Source organism: Sphingomonas sp. CCH15-F11 (assembly GCF_001557005.1).
In the GTDB taxonomy this organism is placed as follows: domain Bacteria; phylum Pseudomonadota; class Alphaproteobacteria; order Sphingomonadales; family Sphingomonadaceae; genus Sphingomonas.
Genome location: NZ_LSKG01000128.1, coordinates 41,002 through 60,389, shown reverse-complemented (window position 1 = coordinate 60,389; position 19,388 = coordinate 41,002). Strand labels below are relative to the sequence as shown.

Annotated in this window: 19 protein-coding genes; 7 read left to right on the top strand and 12 right to left on the bottom strand. The window is 69.0% G+C overall.

The genetic code is table 11. From position 1 onward, the window contains the following. The first annotated feature begins 97 nt into the window (after positions 1-97). Positions 98-1,309 (top strand): class I SAM-dependent RNA methyltransferase, encoded by a 1,212-nt coding sequence (locus AX709_RS11800; protein ID WP_066549511.1) that lies wholly within the window; start codon positions 98-100, stop codon positions 1,307-1,309. Here AX709_RS11800 and truA read toward each other — a convergent pair. Together truA and fmt are read right to left on the bottom strand one after the other, a co-directional pair. Next, the gene (gene truA / locus AX709_RS11795; protein ID WP_066549491.1) at positions 1,296-2,054 is read right to left on the bottom strand and encodes a tRNA pseudouridine(38-40) synthase TruA; all 759 of its coding nucleotides are present in this window, start codon (positions 2,052-2,054) and stop codon (positions 1,296-1,298) included. The genes AX709_RS11800 and truA overlap by 14 nt on opposite strands. After that, the gene (gene fmt / locus AX709_RS11790) at positions 2,051-2,953 is read right to left on the bottom strand and encodes a methionyl-tRNA formyltransferase (RefSeq protein WP_066549490.1); all 903 of its coding nucleotides are present in this window, start codon (positions 2,951-2,953) and stop codon (positions 2,051-2,053) included. The genes truA and fmt overlap by 4 nt, the downstream gene beginning before the upstream one ends. A gap of 58 nt (positions 2,954-3,011) precedes the next feature. Here fmt and recR point away from each other — a divergent pair, with 58 nt between their 5' ends. The 3 genes from recR (at position 3,012) to rmuC (ending at position 5,633) form a co-directional block, all read left to right on the top strand. Further along, positions 3,012-3,608: a recombination mediator RecR gene (gene recR, locus AX709_RS11785; RefSeq protein ID WP_066478551.1), complete on the top strand. Its 597-nt coding sequence runs from the start codon at positions 3,012-3,014 to the stop codon at positions 3,606-3,608. Between the two features lie 45 nt (positions 3,609-3,653). Then, a complete protein-coding gene (gene def, locus AX709_RS11780) occupies positions 3,654-4,178 on the top strand; it encodes a peptide deformylase (protein WP_066478552.1) in 525 nt (174 codons plus the stop codon). 66 nt (positions 4,179-4,244) lie between these two features. Next, complete coding sequence (rmuC, locus tag AX709_RS11775; protein ID WP_066549489.1) at positions 4,245-5,633, top strand: DNA recombination protein RmuC; 1,389 nt, start codon at positions 4,245-4,247, stop codon at positions 5,631-5,633. A gap of 6 nt (positions 5,634-5,639) precedes the next feature. On the opposite strand, the gene pyrF is transcribed toward rmuC, so the two are convergent. The 9 genes from pyrF to AX709_RS11730 form a co-directional block, all read right to left on the bottom strand. Then, positions 5,640-6,314 carry an orotidine-5'-phosphate decarboxylase gene (gene pyrF / locus AX709_RS11770; protein WP_066549488.1) on the bottom strand — a complete coding sequence of 225 codons (675 nt, stop codon included), beginning with the start codon at positions 6,312-6,314 and terminating at the stop codon, positions 5,640-5,642. Beyond that, on the bottom strand, positions 6,314-6,673 hold the full coding sequence (locus tag AX709_RS11765) for a lipopolysaccharide assembly protein LapA domain-containing protein (protein ID WP_066478556.1): 360 nt from the start codon (positions 6,671-6,673) through the stop codon (positions 6,314-6,316). The genes pyrF and AX709_RS11765 overlap by 1 nt, the downstream gene beginning before the upstream one ends. Before the next feature lie 76 nt (positions 6,674-6,749). Continuing rightward, on the bottom strand, positions 6,750-9,047 hold the full coding sequence (locus AX709_RS11760) for a patatin-like protein (protein ID WP_231727510.1): 2,298 nt from the start codon (positions 9,045-9,047) through the stop codon (positions 6,750-6,752). Positions 9,048-9,071: 24 nt separating this feature from the next. After that, entirely contained in the window at positions 9,072-9,770 is a 699-nt protein-coding gene (locus AX709_RS11755; RefSeq protein WP_066478559.1) for an endonuclease/exonuclease/phosphatase family protein, read from the bottom strand. A gap of 39 nt (positions 9,771-9,809) precedes the next feature. Next, positions 9,810-11,165, bottom strand: coding sequence for a sensor histidine kinase (locus AX709_RS11750; protein WP_066549486.1), 1,356 nt, complete (start codon positions 11,163-11,165; stop codon positions 9,810-9,812). After that, a complete protein-coding gene (locus AX709_RS11745) occupies positions 11,162-11,878 on the bottom strand; it encodes a response regulator (RefSeq protein WP_066478736.1) in 717 nt (238 codons plus the stop codon). Before AX709_RS11745 ends, AX709_RS11750 begins: the two co-directional genes overlap by 4 nt. A gap of 110 nt (positions 11,879-11,988) precedes the next feature. Continuing rightward, positions 11,989-12,624, bottom strand: a complete 636-nt coding sequence (locus tag AX709_RS11740) for an EF-hand domain-containing protein (protein ID WP_066478562.1) — start codon at positions 12,622-12,624, stop codon at positions 11,989-11,991. A 123-nt stretch (positions 12,625-12,747) separates the two neighbouring features. After that, positions 12,748-13,518 (bottom strand): thioesterase family protein, encoded by a 771-nt coding sequence (locus AX709_RS11735; RefSeq protein WP_066478565.1) that lies wholly within the window; start codon positions 13,516-13,518, stop codon positions 12,748-12,750. Next, entirely contained in the window at positions 13,515-15,047 is a 1,533-nt protein-coding gene (locus AX709_RS11730) for a class I adenylate-forming enzyme family protein (RefSeq protein ID WP_066549484.1), read from the bottom strand. Before AX709_RS11730 ends, AX709_RS11735 begins: the two co-directional genes overlap by 4 nt. A 103-nt stretch (positions 15,048-15,150) precedes the next feature. Between AX709_RS11730 and AX709_RS11725 the strand changes: the two genes are divergently transcribed. Next, the gene (locus tag AX709_RS11725; protein ID WP_066549482.1) at positions 15,151-15,948 is read left to right on the top strand and encodes an SDR family NAD(P)-dependent oxidoreductase; all 798 of its coding nucleotides are present in this window, start codon (positions 15,151-15,153) and stop codon (positions 15,946-15,948) included. 37 nt (positions 15,949-15,985) lie between these two features. On the opposite strand, the gene AX709_RS11720 is transcribed toward AX709_RS11725, so the two are convergent. Then, positions 15,986-16,681, bottom strand: a complete 696-nt coding sequence (locus tag AX709_RS11720) for a glutathione binding-like protein (RefSeq protein WP_066549478.1) — start codon at positions 16,679-16,681, stop codon at positions 15,986-15,988. Between the two features lie 217 nt (positions 16,682-16,898). On the opposite strand from AX709_RS11720, the gene AX709_RS11715 reads away from it, so the two are divergent. Then, positions 16,899-18,113 (top strand): acyl-CoA dehydrogenase family protein, encoded by a 1,215-nt coding sequence (locus AX709_RS11715; RefSeq protein WP_066549507.1) that lies wholly within the window; start codon positions 16,899-16,901, stop codon positions 18,111-18,113. Positions 18,114-18,164: 51 nt separating this feature from the next. Continuing rightward, the gene (locus tag AX709_RS11710) at positions 18,165-19,238 is read left to right on the top strand and encodes an acyl-CoA dehydrogenase family protein (RefSeq protein ID WP_066549506.1); all 1,074 of its coding nucleotides are present in this window, start codon (positions 18,165-18,167) and stop codon (positions 19,236-19,238) included. Positions 19,239-19,388: the final 150 nt, after the last annotated feature.

Genomic DNA, 19,388 nt, shown 5'->3' with positions numbered 1-19,388 from the left:
CGACGTGGCTGCACGGCCACGCCGCGCGCACCGCCGATCCTGCCTTTGCCGCCGACGACCTGATAGCCCTGATCCCCGGAGCGATCGCCGAATGTCGATGACCGATCCCGATCCTGCCGCCGCGACGGTCGTGCGCGTCGCTGCGCGGGGGGAGGGCGTGACCGCCGATGGCCGCCATGTCGGCCACGCCGCGCCGGGCGATCACGTTGCGCCGGACGGCACGCTGGTGCGCGGTCCGCATCACCAGACGCCGCCATGCCAGCACTTTCCCGAATGCGGCGGCTGCCAGCTCCAGCATCTCGACGATGCTGCCTACGCGGCCTTCGTCGCCGCGCGCGTGACCACCGCGCTCGCCGCCCAGGACCTGGAGGCACCGGTCCGTGCGCCGATCCTGTCGCCGCCGCACAGCCGCCGCCGCGCGACGCTCCACGCCGAGCGGCGCGGTCGCCAGGTGCATCTGGGCTTTGCCGAGGCGCGCAGCCACCGGCTGATCGACATCGCCGAATGCCCGATCCTCGACCCGCGTTTGTTCGCACTGGTCCAGCCATTGCGCGGGCTGCTCGCGGCGATGCTGCCCCGCAGCGGCCGGGTCGACGTCCATCTCGCGCTCGCGGATCAGGGGCCCGACGTGCTTGTCACCGGGCATGATTTCGAAGGGCTGCGCGCGGCGGAGGCGATCACCGCCTTCGCGCTGCGCCATGGCCTTGCGCGCTTCGCGGTCGACGACGGCATGGGGCCGGAATCGCGCTTCGAGCCCGAACCGGTGACGATCACGCTGGCGGGCGTGCCTGTGGCGCTCCCGCCCGCCGCATTTCTCCAGGCGACCGCAGACGGCGAAGCGGCGCTGGCGGCGGCGGCGCGCGAAGTGGCCTCGGGGGCGACGACCGTTGCTGACCTGTTCGCGGGGCTCGGCACGTTCACCTTCGCAATGCCGGCGACGGCGCGCGTCTATGCCGCCGAGGGCGCGCGCGACGCGGTGCTCGCGCTCAAGGCTGCTGGCAATGCGATGCAGCGCCGGGTGTTCGTCGAACATCGCGACCTGTACCGCCGCCCGCTCGACACGGCCGAGCTCGAACGGTTCGACTGCGTCCTGCTCGATCCGCCGCGGGCCGGCGCGCGCGAGCAGGCGACGGCGCTCGCGGCATCGCGCGTGCGCAGGATCGGATATATCTCCTGTAATCCCAGCACCTTCGCGCGCGATGCGAAGATGTTGTGTGAGGGCGGTCACCGCCTCGACTGGGTCCAGCCGGTCGGCCAGTTCCGCTGGTCGACCCATGTCGAGCTCGCCGCGCAGTTCAGCCGCGACTGACCTCGCCCGGATAGTCGGCGCGCAGGAAGTAAAGCCCGTCGGGCGGGGCATTGAGGCCGAGCGCGGCGCGATCGCGTGCGGCAAGCGCGGCGCCGACATCGCCGGGCTGCCACTTGCCCTGGCCGACGAGCGCGAGGCAGCCGACCATCGATCGCACCTGGTGATGCAGGAACGACCGCGCCGAGGCATGGACGTGGATCTCGTCACCGATGCGCGCGACGTCCAGCCGGTCGAGCGTGCGCAGCGGGCTGTCCGCCTGGCAATGTGCCGATCGGAAGGTGGTGAAGTCGTGCCGCCCCACCAGCACCGCCGCCGCCTCACCCATCGCATCCGCATCGAGCGGCGCGGCGATCCGCCACGCCAGCCCCAGATCGACGGTCAGCGGCGCGCGCCGGTTGACGATGCGATAGCGGTAATGCCGGGCAGTGCACGAAAAGCGCGCATGCCAGTCTTCGGCGACCTCGACGCAATCGAGGATCGCGACCGGATCGGGCCGCAGCCGTGCGTTGAGCGCCTCGCCCAGGCGAAACGGGGTGATCGACCGCGCGACATCGCAATGCGCGCGCATCGCCAGCCCGTGCACGCCCGCATCGGTGCGCCCGGCAGCGTGGACGGTCGCCTCCTCGCCGGTGACGTCGTAGATCGCGCGCTCGATCGCGGCTTGCACGCTGGGGCCGTGCGCCTGCGCCTGCCAGCCCATGAACGGGCGGCCGTCGAATTCCACGGTCAGCGCAAATCGCGTCACAACCGCGTGCCTGCCGCGATCGGAAAGCCGCGCAGCAGCTCGTCCGGCGCCATGACGCCCCGCCCGGCGCGCTGGACCTGTACCGGGCGGATCGCCCCCGATCCGCAGGCGATGGTAAGCGCCGCGTCGAGCACCTCGCCCGGCGCGCCGCTGCCCGCCACGACATCGGCCGCAAGCACGCGCACGCGTTCGTCGCCAAGCGTGAAAAAGGCACCGGGCGCGGGGTTGAAGGCGCGGACCTGACGCTCGACCTGATCCGCCGTCGCGGCAAAGTCGATGCGCGCTTCCGCCTTGTCGATCTTGGGCGCATGGGTGATGCCGGTTTCCGCCTGTGTAACCGGGGGATAGGCGGCGGGATCGGCCAGTACCGCGACCATCAGCTGCGCGCCCATATCGGCCAGTTCGCGGGTGAGCGCGCCCGCGGTCTTGCGCGCGACCGGGGTCCGTCCCTCCAGCCGCACCGGGCCGGTATCCAGCCCGGCCTCCATTTGCATGATGCCGACCCCGGTCTCGGCATCGCCGGCCAGGATGGCGCGCTGGATCGGCGCCGCCCCGCGCCAGCGCGGCAGCAGCGACGCGTGGACGTTGAGGCAGCCCAGCCGCGGCGCATCGAGCACGGCGCGCGGCAGGATGAGGCCATAGGCGGCGACCACCGCAACATCGGCCTCCAGCGCCGCGAACGCCGCCTGCTCGGCCGGATCGCGCAGCCGTTCGGGGGTGCGCACCGCAATGCCAAGTGCCTCGGCGCGGGCATGGACGGGGGAGGGGGTCAGCGCCTTGCCGCGACCCGCGCGGCGCGGCGGCTGGCTATAGGCGACCGCGACCTCGTGCCCCGCCGCGACAACCGCGTCGAGCACCGGCACCGCGAAGTCCGGGGTTCCCATGAAGATGATCCGCATCGCCTCCGTCTCAACCGCTTGGCAAAGGCATGCGCAACCCCCTATCTGATCGGCGACCATGGCCTCGCGCGAAATCGACACGCTGACCCAAGCCCTTGCCCGCTTGCCCGGACTGGGCCCGCGTTCGGCCCGGCGCGCGGTGCTCCACCTGCTCAAACGGCGTGAAACCGCGCTCGAACCGCTGTTGCGCGCGCTGGAGGCGGTCGCCGAACGGCTGACGCCATGTTCGACCTGTGGGAATGTCGACACGAGCGATCCGTGCGCGGTCTGCGCCGATCCGCGCCGCGATGCGCGCGCGCTGTGCGTGGTGGAGGAGGTCGCCGATCTGTGGGCGCTTGATCGCGCGCGGTTGTTCCCCGGGCGTTTCCATGTGCTGGGCGGGCGACTGTCGGCGCTCGACGGGGTAGGGCCGGAGGATCTGAGCATCGACGCGCTGATCCGGCGCGTCGCCGACGGCGGCGTGGACGAGGTCGTGCTGGCGATGAACGCGACGCTGGAGGGGCAGACGACCGCACACTATCTGGCCGAGCGGCTGGAGGGGCACCCGGTGCGCGTCACCCAGCTTGCGCATGGCCTGCCGGTCGGTGGCGAGCTCGACTATCTGGACGAGGGCACGCTGGCGCAGGCGCTGCGGGCGCGGCGGCCGGTGGGGTGATGGCCATTGCTTGACGCTGCACCGGACGAATCCTAAATCCCCGACATGGCCATCCTTCCCATCATCGAAGTGCCCGATCCGCGCCTGCGGCTGATCTCGACCCCGGTCGAGACGATCGACGACGCGGTCAAGCAGCTGATCGCCGACATGTTCGAGACGATGTATGCGGCTCCCGGCATCGGCCTGGCCGCGATCCAGGTCGGCGTGCCCAAGCGGCTGCTGGTCATGGACCTGCAGGAGGAGGAGGACGCCGACGGCAAGCCGATCCGCCAGCCGCGCGTGTTCATCAATCCCGAAATCGTCGATCCGTCCGAGGAGCAGTCGGTCTATACCGAAGGCTGCCTGTCGGTCCCCGACCAATATGCCGATGTCGAGCGCCCGGCGACCTGTCGCGTGCGCTGGCTCGACGAAGACGGCGTCCAGCATGACGAACAGTTCACCGGCCTGCTCGCGACGTGCATCCAGCATGAGATGGATCACCTGAACGGCATCGTCTTCCTCGACCATCTGTCGCGCCTGAAGCGCGAGATGATCCTCAAGAAGCTGAACAAGGCGCGCAAGGCCGCCTGATCGACGCTTGCCGTCGGGCACGCCAGCGGATAGGTTCGCGCTTCGTTCTTTTCTTGCGGAGCGCAGATGGACCCGATCACCGCCCTTTTCTTTATCATTGCGCTGCTCGGCGGGCTGGCGATCGGCTGGTGGCTGGGCCATCGCGGCGTCGCGGCGATGCGCGCCGAGCGCGATCATTTCCAGGCCGAGTTCAAGGCCGCGATCACCGACCTGGCGCGCGCAAGCGAGCAGGCGCGGGAAGTGCCAACCCTGCGCGAGGCCATGGCGTCGCTACGCGACGAGCGCGATCAGGCGCGGCTGGAGCTGGTCGACCTGCGGGCCAAGGCCGAGGCGTTCGAGGCGCGGCTGCAGGAGTTCAAGGACGCGCGCGAGCTGATGGCGGCGCAGTTCAACGAACTGGCCAACCGATCGCTGTCGGAAGCGCAGAAGGCGTTTCTGGAGCGTGCCGACGCGCGCTTTTCCCAGGCCGGCGAGAGCAACGAGGCCAAGCTTAAGGCGCTGCTCCAGCCGGTCGAGGCGACGCTCAAACGCTATGAGGAGAAGATCGCCAGTGTCGAGGGCGAGCGCAAGGAAGCCTATGGCAACCTGACCGGGCTGATGGAGGCGATGCGGGTCGGCCAGGAATCGGTCAAGTCGGAGGCCGCCAAGCTGGTCAACGCACTGCGTTCCGCCCCCAAGGCCCGCGGCCGCTGGGGCGAGCAGCAGCTGCGCAACGTGCTCGAAAGCTGCGGACTTGCCGAGCACACCGATTTCCAGATGGAGGTCAGCGTCGAGGCGGACGGCGGTCGGCTGCGCCCCGATGCGATCGTGCGCATCCCTGGCGGGCGATCGCTGGTCATCGATGCCAAGGTATCGCTCAACGCCTATCAGGACGCGTTCGGCGCGGTCGACGAGGGCGAACGTGCCGCGCACCTCGCCGCGCATGTCGCGTCGATGAAGGGGCACGTCACCGCGCTGGGCGCCAAGGCCTATCAGGCGCAGTTCGAGGACGCGCCCGATTACGTCATCATGTTCGTGCCGGGCGAACATTTCCTGTCCGCCGCGCTCGAACATGCGCCGGACCTCTGGGACTATGCGTTCGATCGCCGCGTGCTGATCGCGACCCCGACCAACCTGATCGCGATCGCGCGCACGGTGGCGGCGGTGTGGCGGCAGGAGAAGCTGGCCGGCGAAGCACGCGAGATCGCGGCGCTCGGGCGCGAACTGCACGCGCGTGTCGCCAAGATGGGCGAGCATGTCGCCCGGCTCGGCCGCAATCTTGAACTGGCGAACGGGGCGTACAATGCGTTCGTCGGCAGCCTGGAATCGAACGTGATGACGCAGGCACGGCGGTTCGAAACGCTCAATGTCGATACCGGCGGCAAGTCGATCGACGTGCTGCCAATGGTCGAGCAGTCGCCGCGCCCGCTGACCAAGCTGAGCATCGCGCCGTCGCTGCCCGACGCGGCGGAATAATAGGGGTCAGAGCGTCGCTTCGATCGCGCGGGCGGCCTGGTCGGGGTCTTCGGCCTGCGTGATCGGGCGGCCGACCACCAGGATCGAAGCGCCGGCGTCGAGCGCAGCGCGCGGCGTCACCACGCGTTTCTGGTCGCCGGCATGGCCATCGGCGGGCCGCACGCCGGGGACGACGAAAAAGCCCTGCGGCCAGGCGCGCTTGGCGGCGGCGACTTCGGCACCCGAACACACGACGCCGTCGATGCCGGCGGCGCACGCCAGTTCGGTCAGCCGCACCACCTGTTCATGCGGATCGGGCGCCAGGCCGATCGAGCGCAGGTCGCCGCCGTCGAGGCTGGTGAGCATCGTCACCGCGACGACGCGCGTACCCGTGGGCGCCGCCGCCTTCGCATCCTCCATCATCGCGCGGCCGCCGGCGGCATGAATGGTCAGGATGGCGGGCTCGAGCGGCCGCAGCGCCTGGATCGCCTTGGCCACGGTGTTGGGGATGTCGTGAAGCTTGAGATCGAGAAAGATCGGCAGACCGATTCCCGCCATCTCGCGCACGCCCGACCGGCCGTTGGCGGCGAAGAACTCCAGGCCGAGCTTGATGCCGCCGACATGATTGCGGACGCGGGTGGCGATCGACCGCGCGCGATCGATATCGGGCGTGTCGAGCGCAACGAAGAGCGGCGAGCGCATCAGCGCGCATCCGCCGGCGGTGCGCCCAGCGGCAGCATGTCCGGATCTTCGCGTGGTTCCACCGGGCCGGGAGGCGCGGTTTCCGGCGGAAAGGCGGGAAGCTGGGCGGCGTTGCGCAGTTCCATCACGTTGCGCTCGGACGCGGCGAGGCGCTGGCGCATCCGCCAGCGGGACGTGCGATAGAGCAGATAGACCGGAACGAAACCGAGCAGGAAGGTGAGCAGCAGCAGTACCGGCAGGTTGATCTGGGCGACGAGGCCGCCCCACAGGCGGACATCGACCGACACCCAGTTATTGAACGCGAACGCGACGGCCAGCCCGACGAGCAACGCCCAGAACAGGGTCCGCAAAAACTGCATGTTGATCCTTTGATCCGCCTATCCCGGGGGTGATCTTATGCGTCCCGCGCGCGCATTGCCAGCTTGAAGGCCGGTTTCAGCCGATTTCGGCGCGCAGCTCCGCAAACAGCGGCTGGATTGTTTGCAGCCGCGATTGCTCCTCGTCGAGGATCGCCAGAAAAGCCGCGCGCTTCAAGGCGGTTACGCGCCCCGGCGGGAGGTGCGCGTTCGCGCCGAGCGTGGACAGTACGATGTCGATCATGCGCTCGGCGCCGTGCAGGCGGCCCCAGAGATAGTCGTTCTCGCGATAGGCGCGGCTGAAGAACGCCCCGAAATAGTTGAACTGGATGCCCTTCAGCGTCGCCGCGGCCCCGCCGCTGCGAATGCTTGGAGCATCGTCGGGCGAGATGCGGTCGACCCGGATCGGATCGAACTCGTCCAGCCCCTCGCCCTGCAGGAGCGGCAGCGTGGCGATGTCGAAGAACGGGAAGCCGAGATAGGCAAGCAGCAACGGCCGCCGCAACTCGCGCGACAGGCCGCACAGCCCCTGCGACAGCAGTTCCTCGGTCCGGGCGTCGAGCGCGCGCAGGTCCATCGCCGCGCCCAGCCGGTCGAGGATAGGCCCCGCCTCCTCGCGCATCGCGCGGACATCATGGCGCAGGTCGGCGAAGCGGCTGTGGCGCTCGCAATCGAGATAGACGGCGAGCGCGGCATAGACCGCGTCGCGGATCGGCCGCAGGTCGCTGTCGACGTGCAGCGCGTCGAGCTCGGTCAGGCGGCGCGCCATCAGGCGCAACCGGCGGATGCGAAAGCCGAGGTCGAAGGTGCGCAGGAAATCGATCGTCGTCAAGTCGGCGGTGCCCGGGCGGCTGCCGCCGAAGCGGTCATAGCCGCGGGCGTGGACACACTGCGCGATCGACTGGCGGATGGTGCGCCGCCGCTCGGGTCCCGGTTCGTCGCCGACCCGCAGCAGCAGGTCCGCGATCCGGTCGACCACGCCCTCGACCTTGACGAGCCCATAGGCGGCGTGACCGAACCCCGCACGCGCCACCGCCTGTGCCTGGGCACGGTTACGCCACGCCATCAGCCGCTTGGACGTGGGAAAGTCGAGGAACAGGGTATAGCCGAACAGGCTCTCGACCTCGTGCTCGACCTCCGCACGGATCGTCTCGACGATCCGGCGCAGCCGCTCGATCCGGTCGGATCGCGTCGCGATCGATTCCAGATTGTCGCGGATCGGCTGGTGTCGCGGCAGTTCCGAGATCGACGCGATCAGCGTCTGGAAAAAGCCGGGTGGGCCCTTGGCACGGCCGTAGAGGCCGAAGCGCGCGCCCGGCGTCGGGTCGATATAGACGAAGCGCCGATCGATCTGGCGGCGCGCCGGGCGTTCGCGCAGCGCGTCGATGGCGGGGGCGAACGGCGCATTGGTCAGCACCGATCCGTCGATCAGTACCGCGCTTTCGGCCATTTTTGCAGCCGCCTGACGTGGCAGCGCGCGGGCGAGGAACGCGTCGCGCCCCGTCCATTCGACGCCGCGCTCGGCCAGCACCTCGTCAAGCTCGGCGACCGTAAAGGGCGGAAATGCCCCGGGAAAGCTCGAGGTCGCGCGCGCCGCAAAGGCGAGCTCGGCGGGTGCGCCGATCGCGTCCCCCGCCTGGCCACGATCGCTGAAGGCGACCACCAGCCGATGTTCGGTCTCCATCACCTCGGGCGGCGAATTGAGCCGCAGCATCTCGGGATGTCCGCCGAAATCGGTCACCGTCACGAACAGGTCGAGCGGCTGATCGGGCGGCAGCAGGCGCGGGCCCGCAGGTGCCGCCGCCATGGCGTCAAAGGCATCGAGCAACATGTGCAGCATGCGCTTGCCGCCAAAGGGTGGCTCGAACCAGCGCGACCGCACGAAATGGTCGAGCTTGTCGCGAACCTCTTCGCGCGCGCTCGCCTCGACCGTCTCGTCGACCATCTTGATCCGGTTGAGCGCCATCCACGCGATCGGGCGCGCCCATGCCTTGGTCAGCGCCGATTGCGGGGCCTGGTCGGGGTCGATCAGCGCCTCGACATCCGCGAGCTCGAGCCAGAGATTGGTCAGCGGGTCGAGCGACTGGCCGGTGGTGATCGCCTGGGCCAGGAACACGCCGTTGATGCCGCCCGCGCTCGCGCCGGCGATGATGTCGTTCAGCACGCGCAGCTTGATCCCGGCGGTTGCCTCGATCTCGTGAAGCAGCGCGCGATAGGTTGCCTGGCTGCCCGGGGTCGCGGGCTCGCCTTCGCGATAGGCGCGGCTGGCGCGGACCAGGTGCCAGATCTCCTTGGAAATGCCGTGCATGTAGATCGCCAGGCTGATGCCGCCATAGCAGACCAGCGCGAGCCTCAGCTCCTTGTCGCGCACTTCCATGCCGCTCTCCCCGGCGTTGCCGTTCTAGTTTTTCAGCGAAAGGCTAGCCCAGATCGGCAGGTGATCGGAAGCGGTGCGCGCCGCCCGGCTGGCATGGACGCCGCAACTTTCGACAATCCAGTCGCTTGACACGATGATCCGATCGAGCCGTCCGACCGGCCGGCGCGCGTGAAAACTGGGGCCGGTCGGCACGATCCGGTGATCCCGGCCGAAATCGGCGAGACAACCGCCCGCCGGCCGCCATTCGTTGAGGTCGCCCATCAGGATCGTCGGGAGCGGCTCGGCCGCGCCGTCGAGGTGCGACAGCACCGCATGCGCCTGTCGTCGCCGCCAAAGCCCCGACAGGTCGAGGTGCATGCCCACGATCCGCAGCGGGCGGCCGGCGAGCTGAACGTCCGCGGTCACCGCGCCGCGCGGCTCGAGTGCGGGCAGGTGCAATGCCTCGCCGGCAAGCACCGACGCCGATTTGCGGATCAGCAGCGCATTGCCATGCCACCCCATGCTGTCGGGTCGCCGCGCGAGCGGCACCGGCTGAAGGTCGCTGTGCTCGTCGAGCAGGTGGCGCGGGAGGACCGCGGTGCGCGCACCGAACCGCCGGTCGCATTCCTGCAGCGCGACGATATCGGCATCGATCTCGTTGAGCACGGCCAGGATCCGTTCGGGCATCCGCCGCCGGTCCGTGCCGATCGCCTTGCGGATGTTATAGCTCGCGACCTTGATCATGTCCGGCTGCTTCTAGGCGGTCGCACGCCCCGCGACCAGTCAGCGCGGCAGCACGACCGTCGCGATCAGGCCGCCGCCGTCGCGATTGGCCAGCCGGATCACGCCGCCCGCATCGCCGACGATCGCGCGGGCCAGCGCGAGGCCGAGGCCGATCCCGCCGGTGTCGCGATTGCGGGAGTTCTCCAGGCGCATGAACGGGTCGAATACCGCGTCGAGCTGTCCGGCCGGGATGCCCGGGCCGCGATCGCAGACCTCGATCCGGGCCTCGGTTGCGGTCGCGGTCAGCCGAACCTCGGCCGAGCCGCCATATTTGACCGCGTTTTCGATCAGGTTGCGCAGCGCGCGCCGCATCAGCGACGGGCGCAGCCGCATCGGCGTGCGCGGCGCGTCCTCGGTCACCACGTCCGCGCCAAGGTCATGGAAGTCGGCGACGACCGCGTCGACGAGCGCGGCGAGGTCGACATCGGTGATCGCTTCGCTCGGCCGGCCCAGGCGTGCGAGCGAGAGGATATCCTCGAGCGTGCGGCTCATTTCCGCAATGATGTCCGCCATTCGCGCGCGATCCTGCTCGTCCTCCACCGATTCGACGCGGACGCGCAGCGCGGCGAGCGGCGTGCGCAGGTCATGGCCGATCGCGCCCAGCATCCGGTCCTTTTCGTCCAGCATCGCGGTGACGCGATCGCCCATCGCGTTGTAGGCGGAAATCACATCGCGCAGCTCCCCCGGTCCGCGCTCGTCGATCCGGACGGCCGGCGCGCCGGGGCGAAAGCCGCGCGCGGACGCCGCAAGACTGCGCAGTGGCTCGGAAATGCGCCGGCCCGCCCACAGGATCGGGATCAGCACGACGATGTAAAGGATGACCGTCTGGGCGACCAGTCGCCACATGAGGGCCAGGTCGCTGCGCGGCCAGGCGATCGCGAGCGACAGCCAGCCGCGCCCGGGCAGTTCCACTGCGACCAGCAATTCGGCGCCAAAGCGGCGAAGCCGTTCGATCCGGCGGGGGGCAAGGGTGGCGATGCGCGGATCGCCGCGGTCGAAGGGGCGCACCCCGGTGACGATGCGCCCATGTGCGATACCGGCTTCGTCCAATGCTTCCGCCAGGCCGCGTTCGACATCGCGCGCGGCGCGCAGCTGCCCCGGCACGGGGTTTGCCGCCACCAGCCGCACGCGTCCGCGCCGTTGCCACCCCAACCCGGTGAACCGCCCGTTCTCGATGCGGTCGACCGCGTCGACGATGCGGGTGATTGCGGGCAGGGTCACCTGGGTGAAGCGCACGATGCGGCGCTCGCGCAGCAACAGCCCGAAATTGATCGCCTGCGCGACGAACAGCGCAAGCGCGACGAGCAGCGCGATCTGGCCGGACAGGCTGCGCGGCCAGAGCTGCAACCGCTTCACAGCCGGGTGACTTCGGTGGCCAGCGTGTAGCCGCCGCCCCAGACCGTCTTGATGATCGACGGGTTCTTCGGGTCGGGCTCGATCTTCTTGCGCAGCCGGCTGACCTGATTGTCGATCGCGCGGTCGAACGCCTGCGCCTCGCGCCCCTGGGTCAGGTCGAGCAACTGGTCGCGGGTCAGCACCTGGCGCGGCCGCAGCACGAGCGCATGGAGCAGGTTGTACTCGCCCGACGAAATCGGCACCTCGACCCCCTCGCGGTCGACGAGCGTGCGCTCGCCGGTCTTGAGCACCCAGCCGGCAAAGCCGAAGGCGCCGGTTTCGGGCGCATGCTGGCGCACGCCGGTTGCGGCGCGGCGCAGCACCACCTTGATCCGCGCGGCGAGCTCGCGCGGGGAGAACGGCTTCACGACATAGTCGTCGGCGCCCATTTCCAGCCCGACGATCCGGTCGGTCTCTTCGGCCTTGGCGGTCAGCAGGATGACGGGCGTGTCGCTGGTCGCGCGGATGTGGCGGCACAGGCTGAGCCCGTCCTCGCCCGGCATCATGATATCGACGATGGCAAGATCGATCGCATAGGCGCTCAGCCGCGACCGCGCGCCTTCGGCGTCACCCGCCTGGGTGACGCGAAAGCCCTGCTTGCCGAGATACTGCGCCAGCGGCTCGCGGATCGAGCGCTCGTCGTCGACCAGCAGCAGATGAGGAAGATCAGCCATGTCCATCGGCTAGCACAGTCCGGACAGAAGGAAACAGGCCGCGCAGGGGCGGCAATCGCATCGCCGGGCGGTTCGGGGAGGGGAAGTCGCCGCCCGGCGATGCGTGGCCGTCACTCGCCCGCAGGGGTTTCGAGTGCGGCATCGGGGCCCGGCGCACCGCGCTGGAACCGCTCACGCCACTTGGCGCGGGTCGCGGCACGCTCGTCGGCATCGATGCGGCCGTCCCGGTTGGTGTCCAGACGCGCAAAGCGCTGATCGGCCTGGGCGAGCGCCTCGGCCTTGCTGATCGCCTGGTCACCGTTGGTGTCGACGCGCTTCAGCATCGCCGCGCGCACCTGTTCGCCACGCGCCGCCCATTGCGCCTTGGCGGCGTCGGCTTCGGCGCGGGTGATCGATCCGTCGCGGTTGGTGTCGAGCCGTTCGAACATCCCGTCGATCATCGCGCCCGGTGCGCGACCGCCGCCATGATGGCCGGCATGGCCGCGCCCATCGCGCTTGCCGCCGCGCCGCTGCAGTTCCTCGGCCGTCAGCTTGCCGTCGCCGTTCGCGTCGCGGCGGGCGAACCGCTTTTCCGCCTGCGCGCGCATCTCGTCGCGGCTGATCGCGCCGTCATTGTTGGTGTCGACGCGCTTCAGCATGCGCTCGCCGCGTGCCATGCCGCCGCCCGGCGCCATGCCCTGGGTGGCGACCGCCACCCCGCCGAGCGTCGTCGCCGACAGCGCGGCCAGGAGTATGAGCTTCTTCATCGTGCAAGTCCTCGTTCCATCGCGGCACCGTTGCCGTCTGGAGAGGTTTATCGACGGATGCTGTCGCAGACCGATGTCACCGCGTGACGAAATTGTCGCAGTTTGTCGCCGCCCGCGGCACGATCAGCCAAAGATGGCGACGCCCTGCATCCCTTCGCCCACCGGATCGCCGGCCGCGTTCCAGATGCGCATCGACTGGCTGCTATAGCCGTCGCGGGCGTGATCGCTGTTCGCCCGGAGCAGCCACCAGCCATCATCGGTCCGGGGTGCGGGTGTCGTCAGGTTCAGGATCCACGTCAGCGAGCTCAACGGCCGCGGTTCGCTCAACAGCTTGAACGCGGCAGGCGGCAGGGCGTCGCCGATCGCCATCATCTCGACCATCGGATGAAGGCCGTCGCGGTGGCGCAGGCGCGCCCAGCGCAACCATTCGGCAGGGCCAAGCCCCTCCTTCACATCGTAGAACTCGAAATTGCCGGTGAAGAAGGTGTCGGGGCCGACATAAAGTGCCGCGTCGGCGGGCGGGATCGGAACCGGCGCGCGTGACGCCGCATCCCGGGCGATGGTCGAGGCGATCTGCGCCATGAACACGAAGGTCGCGCGCAGGCCCAGCCCGGCGTCCGACCGCACATCGGCCTGGATGAAGGCGGCGTTACGGCCGCGACGCAGCAGCAGCGGCTCGACCGTCACTTCGCCGGCCAGTGGCCCGATGAAGCTGACCTGCGCCGAACGCAGCGGCGGCAGGTCGTCGGCCAGGCCAAGCGCGGCGTGCAGGGCGAGGGCGGCCGAAAGCCCGCCATAGGCCGTGCGGCCCTGGAGCCAGGTTTCGGGGATGGTGGCGACGAAGCCATCGCCGGCGGGACGCGCCTCCGCCAGCAGCGTGGCGAGCGCGGTCATGCCGCCTCGCGCGCGAAGCGGTCGCGCAACTCGCGCTTCAGCACCTTGCCGATCGCGCTGCGCGGCAGCTCCTCGATCGCGTGGAGCGCGGACAGGCGCTGGGTCTTGCCGACCTGCGCGTTGAACCAGGCGAGAATCTCGTCAGGCGCGGCATCCGCGTCCCGCCGGGGCACGAAGACGCCGACCGGGGTTTCTCCCCATTGATCGGACGGCACGCCGATCACCGTGCAGTCCGCCACTGCCGGGTGCGTCGCCAGCACGGCCTCGAGGTCCGACGGATAGATGTTGAACCCGCCCGAGATGATCAGGTCCTTCTTGCGGTCCATCAGGATCAGAAAGCCGTCCGCGTCGAAGCGGCCGATATCGCCGTGGCGAATGAAGCGCGTCCCGTCGGGCGCGATCCACGTCGCGGCCTGCGTCGCGTCGTCGCGATTGTGATAGCCGGACATGCGCGCCGGCGACCGGCTGACCACTTCGCCGGTCGCGCCCGGCGGCACCTCGTGCCCCTCGTCGTCGATCAGGCGAATGTCGTGCCCCTCCATCGGCCGCCCGACGGTGTGGAGCTTCTCGGGGAAGTAGCTGGCGATCAGCATCGTCGACCCGCCGCCCTCGGTCATGCCGTAATATTCGACGAGCAGCCCCGGCCACCGGGCCAGCACGTCGCGCTTGAGCGCGGGGCTGAACGGCGCGCTCGTGCACGCCTTGAGCTGGAAGCTTGTCAGGTCGAACCGGTCGAACGTGGGGTCGGCCATGATCCGCTGATACTGGACGGGCACCAGCATGACGTGCGTCGCGCGATGTTGCGCGGCGAGTTCGAGGAAGCGCCGCGCATCGAACTTCGCCATCAGGACGAGCGTGCCGCCATAAGCGAGCGTCGGAAGCCACGTGACGTTGGTCGTATTCGAATAGAGCGGCGTGGCGACGATGGTGACCGCGTCCGAAAAGCCCGCCGTGGCGGTGACCCGCACATAGGCCCAGCGCATCGCGTGGCTCTGCACGATCCCCTTCGGCGTGCCGGTCGTGCCGGACGAATAGATGATCGTGAACGCATCGGCCGGACCGACGGCGACGGGCGCAGGTTCGGCAACGTCGACAAGCCAGCTGTCGAGCGGCTGGTCGATCCGCACGGTCGACACGATGCTCGTCGCGTCGTCCCCCAACGCCTCGACGCCGGCCGCATCGGCGAACAGCATGCGGGCGCCGCAATCCGCGATCATCGCGCGAAGCTGCGCCGGGGTCGCCGAGGGGGCGAGCGGGGCGGGCACGCCACCAGCGCGCAGCGTTCCGATCATCACCGCGACATAGGCCGCGCAGGGCAGGGCGAGGATCGCGACGCGATCACCCTTGGCCAGCCCGTCGCGCTGCAGGGCGGCGGCGATCCGGTCGATCATGTGGTCGAGTTCGCGATAGGTCGTACGCGCCACCGCATCGATGACCGCGACATGATCGGGCCGCTCGCGTCCGTGCGCGCGCACGAGGTCCGAGAACGTGCCGAAATCGGCGTCCAGCAGTTCAGCCGCGCGCGCCATCCTTCCTCCCGCACCGTTGACTGGTCGCAGCTAGGCGATCGGATCGGCAAATGCCATACGCGACATTCGAAAAACGCAGGGATGCTGAAAGAAGGAGCGAGGCATGGCGAATGCGATGGACGGCCGCGTCGCGATCGTGACCGGGGGCGGCACGGGGATCGGCGCGGCGGTGGTGCGTGCACTGGCGGCGCGCGGCGTGCGCTGCGCGATCAATTACGCGACCAGCCGCGACAAGGCGGAAGCATTGGTTGCAGAACTCGCCAATGGCTCGATCGCGGTTCAGGCCGACATCGCGGACGATACCGCGTGTCGCGCGCTTGCCGATGCGACGATGGCGGCGTTCGGGCGCATCGATTTCCTGGTCAACAATGCCGGCAAGACCAAGTTCGCCAATCATGAGGATCTGGAGGCGCTGTCGGCGGACGATTTCGTCGACATCTATCGGGTCAACACCGTCGCCGCCTTCCAGATGACGCGGGCCTGTGCGCCCGAGCTTCGCGCCGGGCCGGCGAGCGCGATCGTCAACGTGGCGTCGGTGGCGGGCGCGTTCGGCATGGGCTCCTCGGTCGCCTATGCCTGCTCGAAGGGCGCGCTGATCACGCTGACCAAGAGCATGGCGCGCGTGCTCGCCCCCGCCATCCGGGTCAATGCGGTCGCGCCCGGCTATGTCGGAACCGGCTGGTACTCGGACCGGCTGGGCGCAGAGGGATTTGCCGCGCTCAATCAGCGCGTCGCCGCCCAGGTGCCGATGGCGATGGCGACGATGGCCGAAGACGTCGCCGCGCCCATCGTCGCGCTGCTCGACCCGGCGATGCGTGCGATGACGGGCGAGATAATTCTGGTCGACGCGGGCGGGCACCTTGACGTCGCGCTCAGCCGCCGGCCCGGACGCGAGCTCTGACCGGCCCCGCACGTTAGGGTGCGGGGCCGTCGTCCGCTCAGCCGCCGGCCTTTGCGGTCTGACCGAACAGGATCTTGCGTGATTCCTCCGTCACCACGGGGGTCGTATTCAACCCCTCCGCCTTCGCATAGGCGGCCTTCGTTCCGGGGCGTGCCGCGATCGATTCGAACCAACGCTTCAGGTTCGGGAAATCGGCGAGATTCTGACCCTGCGCCTCGTGCGGCACGATCCACGGATAAGCGGCCATGTCGGCGATCGAATAGTCTCCCGCAACAAAGTCGCGGCCGGCCAGCCGCCGGTCGAGCACGCCGTAGAGCCGATTGGTTTCGTTGACGTAGCGGTTGATCGCATATTCGATCTTTTCCGGCGCGTAGCGGCTGAAATGGTGGTTCTGGCCCAGCATCGGTCCCAGCCCGCCCATCTGCCACATCAGCCATTGCGAAACCTCGATCCGCGCACGCGGGGTCGCGCCGCCGAACTTGCCCGTCTTGTCGGCCAGATAGGTGAGGATCGCGCCCGATTCGAAGATCGAGATCGGGTCGCCGCCATCCGCGGGCGCATGATCGATGATCGCGGGCATGCGATTATTGGGCGCGATCTTCAGGAAACCGGGATCGAACTGCTCGCCGGCCGCAATGTTGATCGGTGTGATCCGGTAATCGAGTCCGGCTTCTTCCAGGAACATCGTGATTTTGTGGCCATTGGGGGTCGGCCAGTAAAAAAGTTCGATCATGGCAGCGGGACTCCGTGTGTGTATTTGCGCCTTGGGCGCACGTCATGTGGGGCGGGGTGCGCGCCCCGGCAACCGCCCGCGCGGCGCGTGCGCCAAGTGATCGGCATGCAGCCTGCGCCGCAGGGTCGTGCCGATGGACGGGCTTGACGACGATTACGCCATACCGCAGTTTCGAAAGTGGATGTGCCGGCCGATGATCGCCGGAGAGGAGAAGCCGATGGCAACGCGCGCCGAAGATGTGACCGATCCGCTCGAGAGCTTCCGGGCCACTGCCCGGGCCTGGCTGGCCGAGCATTTCCCACCCGCGCTCAAGGGCAAGGATCATGGCTTGTCCGCGCTGGAGGGACCGTCAGAGCTGAGCCCGGACGAGGCCGCGTGGAAGAAGGCGATCGGTGAGAAGGGGTGGAGCGTCCCCACCTGGCCCGTCGAATATGGCGGCGGCGGGCTGAGCCCCGCCGAGGCACGCGTCCTGGCCGAGGAGATGGGTCGCGTCGGTGCCTGGAACCCGGTCAGCGGCAGCATGGGCGTGATGATGTTCGGGCCGACCCTGCTCGAATATGGCAACGAGGCGCAGAAGCGCGAGCACATTCCGGCGATCGCCAAGGGCGAGGTACGCTGGTGCCAGGGCTATTCGGAACCCAATGCCGGTTCCGATCTCGCCAACCTTCAGACCTTTGCCGAAGACAAGGGCGACCATTATCTCGTCAACGGCCAGAAGACCTGGACCAGCGGCGGGCAATGGGCGGACAAATGCTTTGCCCTGGTCCGCACCGACAAGGCGAAGAAGCATGAGGGGATCAGCTTCCTGCTGATCGACATGAAGTCGCCCGGCGTCGAGGTGCGGCCGATCAAGCTGATTTCGGGCTCGTCCCCCTTTTGCGAGACCTTCTTCACCGACGTGAAGGTGCCCAAGGAAAATCTGGTCGGGGCACCGGGCCAGGGCTGGACGATCGGCAAGCGGCTGCTTCAGCACGAACGCTCCAGCCTGTCGGGTGGCGGATCGAGCGCCGGGCGGATGTTCGCCGGCACGCCGCTGGGCCAGATGGCGAAGAAATATCTCGGCGACGCGGATGGCCGCGTCCCCGACAGCGACCTTCGCATGCGGATCGTGCGCCACGAAATGGACATGCGCGCCTTTGCCATGACGCTGCGCCGCGCGGCGATCGACGCCAAGTCGAACCAGGGCCCGTCGGCCGCAACGTCGATCATGAAGAATGTCGGCGCGCAGGTGATGCAGGAGCGCGCCGAACTGGCGATCGAGATCATGGGGATGAACGGCCTGGGCTGGGAAGGCGAGGGCTTCACCGAGGAGGAGCTGGGCCAGACGCGCGCGTGGCTGTGGGGCAAGGCGGTGTCGATCTATGGCGGATCGAGCGAGATCCAGAACAATGTGATCGCCAAGCGCATCCTGGGGATGCTCGACCACCAGTGAATGGCGTCGCCCCGGCTCGCGCCGGGCGGCGACCGGAACAGAGGAACTGAAATGGCCGCATTGACCGAAGAGCAGACGATGCTGCGCGATCTGGCGCGCGAATGGGCGGACAACGAGGCGCCGGTCAGCGCCTTTCGCCGGGTGCGCGACACCGCGCCGCCCGAGGGCTATGACGTCGCGCACTGGCGCGCGCAGGCGGAAATGGGATTTGCCGGCATCATCGTGCCCGAAGCGCATGGCGGGGCCGGCATGGGCTATCTGTCGCTCGGCATCGTGCTGGAACAGCTGGGCCGCAACCTGGTCGCGACCCCCCTCGCGGCGACGGCCGCGGCGACCAGCGCGATCCTGCTCGGTGGCAGCGAGGCCCAACAGGCGCACTGGCTGCCCCGCATCGCAACCGGCGAAATCGTCGCCGCACTGGCGGTGGACGAGGGGCCGCATTTCAACCCGACCCGGATCAGCACGCGTGTCGCCGATGGCCGGCTGACCGGCACCAAGGCGTTCGTGGCCGAGGGGGACAGCGCGAGCCTGTTCGTCGTCGCGGCAACCGACGGCGTCTACCTGGTCCCGGCGGGCGAGGGGATTATGCGCGCGCGACGCCGCATGACCGACGCGCGCAGCCATGCCGAAATCCGTTTCGACGGTGCGGCCGCAGAACGGCTCGCGGGCGGCGGCGATGGGCTGCTGACCGCGGTTACCGACCGGGCGGCGGCGGCGGCGTGCGCCGAAATGCTGGGCATGGCCGAAAGCGCGTTCCAGACGGTCAACGACTATCTGAAGACGCGTGTCCAGTTCGGCCAGCCGCTGTCGACCTTTCAGGCGCTCCAGCATCGCATGGCGAAGCTGTTCACCGAACTCGAGCTGATGCGATCGGTGGTCGAGGGCGCGCTCGAGGCGATCGACGCCAATCGTTCCGACCTGTCGCAGACGGTCAGCCTGGCCAAGGCGTTCGCCGGCGATGTCATGAACCTGGTCAGCCGCGAGGCGATCCAGCTGCACGGCGGGATCGGCATGACCGACGACTATGACGTCGGCTTCGTCCTCAAACGGTCGCGCGTGGTCGAGGCGATGTGGGGCAACGCGGCGTGGCACCGCGAACGCTTCGCCCGACTCAACGGCTACTGAGGCACCCCCGGACAACACCGCTGGGGCGTTTTCAAAGCTCGGGTCCGGGCGATGGCCGGCCCGGCCCGGCGCTATGTCAAAATGGCAACAATCCCTGAAAACCGTGATTAGCGCGAGGTCAGCGCGCTTGACGGCGCGTCAACATCGCCG

Coding starts and splice junctions, on each gene's coding strand:
- AX709_RS11800 (WP_066549511.1), top strand. CDS start 98: ATGACCGATCCCGATCCTGCCGCCGCGACGGTCGTGCGCGTCGCTGCG.
- fmt (WP_066549490.1), bottom strand. CDS start 2,953: ATGCGGATCATCTTCATGGGAACCCCGGACTTCGCGGTGCCGGTGCTC.
- recR (WP_066478551.1), top strand. CDS start 3,012: ATGGCCTCGCGCGAAATCGACACGCTGACCCAAGCCCTTGCCCGCTTG.
- def (WP_066478552.1), top strand. CDS start 3,654: ATGGCCATCCTTCCCATCATCGAAGTGCCCGATCCGCGCCTGCGGCTG.
- rmuC (WP_066549489.1), top strand. CDS start 4,245: ATGGACCCGATCACCGCCCTTTTCTTTATCATTGCGCTGCTCGGCGGG.
- pyrF (WP_066549488.1), bottom strand. CDS start 6,314: ATGCGCTCGCCGCTCTTCGTTGCGCTCGACACGCCCGATATCGATCGC.
- AX709_RS11765 (WP_066478556.1), bottom strand. CDS start 6,673: ATGCAGTTTTTGCGGACCCTGTTCTGGGCGTTGCTCGTCGGGCTGGCC.
- AX709_RS11760 (WP_231727510.1), bottom strand. CDS start 9,047: ATGGAAGTGCGCGACAAGGAGCTGAGGCTCGCGCTGGTCTGCTATGGC.
- AX709_RS11755 (WP_066478559.1), bottom strand. CDS start 9,770: ATGATCAAGGTCGCGAGCTATAACATCCGCAAGGCGATCGGCACGGAC.
- AX709_RS11745 (WP_066478736.1), bottom strand. CDS start 11,878: ATGGCTGATCTTCCTCATCTGCTGCTGGTCGACGACGAGCGCTCGATC.
- AX709_RS11740 (WP_066478562.1), bottom strand. CDS start 12,624: ATGAAGAAGCTCATACTCCTGGCCGCGCTGTCGGCGACGACGCTCGGC.
- AX709_RS11735 (WP_066478565.1), bottom strand. CDS start 13,518: ATGACCGCGCTCGCCACGCTGCTGGCGGAGGCGCGTCCCGCCGGCGAT.
- AX709_RS11730 (WP_066549484.1), bottom strand. CDS start 15,047: ATGGCGCGCGCGGCTGAACTGCTGGACGCCGATTTCGGCACGTTCTCG.
- AX709_RS11725 (WP_066549482.1), top strand. CDS start 15,151: ATGGCGAATGCGATGGACGGCCGCGTCGCGATCGTGACCGGGGGCGGC.
- AX709_RS11720 (WP_066549478.1), bottom strand. CDS start 16,681: ATGATCGAACTTTTTTACTGGCCGACCCCCAATGGCCACAAAATCACG.
- AX709_RS11715 (WP_066549507.1), top strand. CDS start 16,899: ATGGCAACGCGCGCCGAAGATGTGACCGATCCGCTCGAGAGCTTCCGG.
- AX709_RS11710 (WP_066549506.1), top strand. CDS start 18,165: ATGGCCGCATTGACCGAAGAGCAGACGATGCTGCGCGATCTGGCGCGC.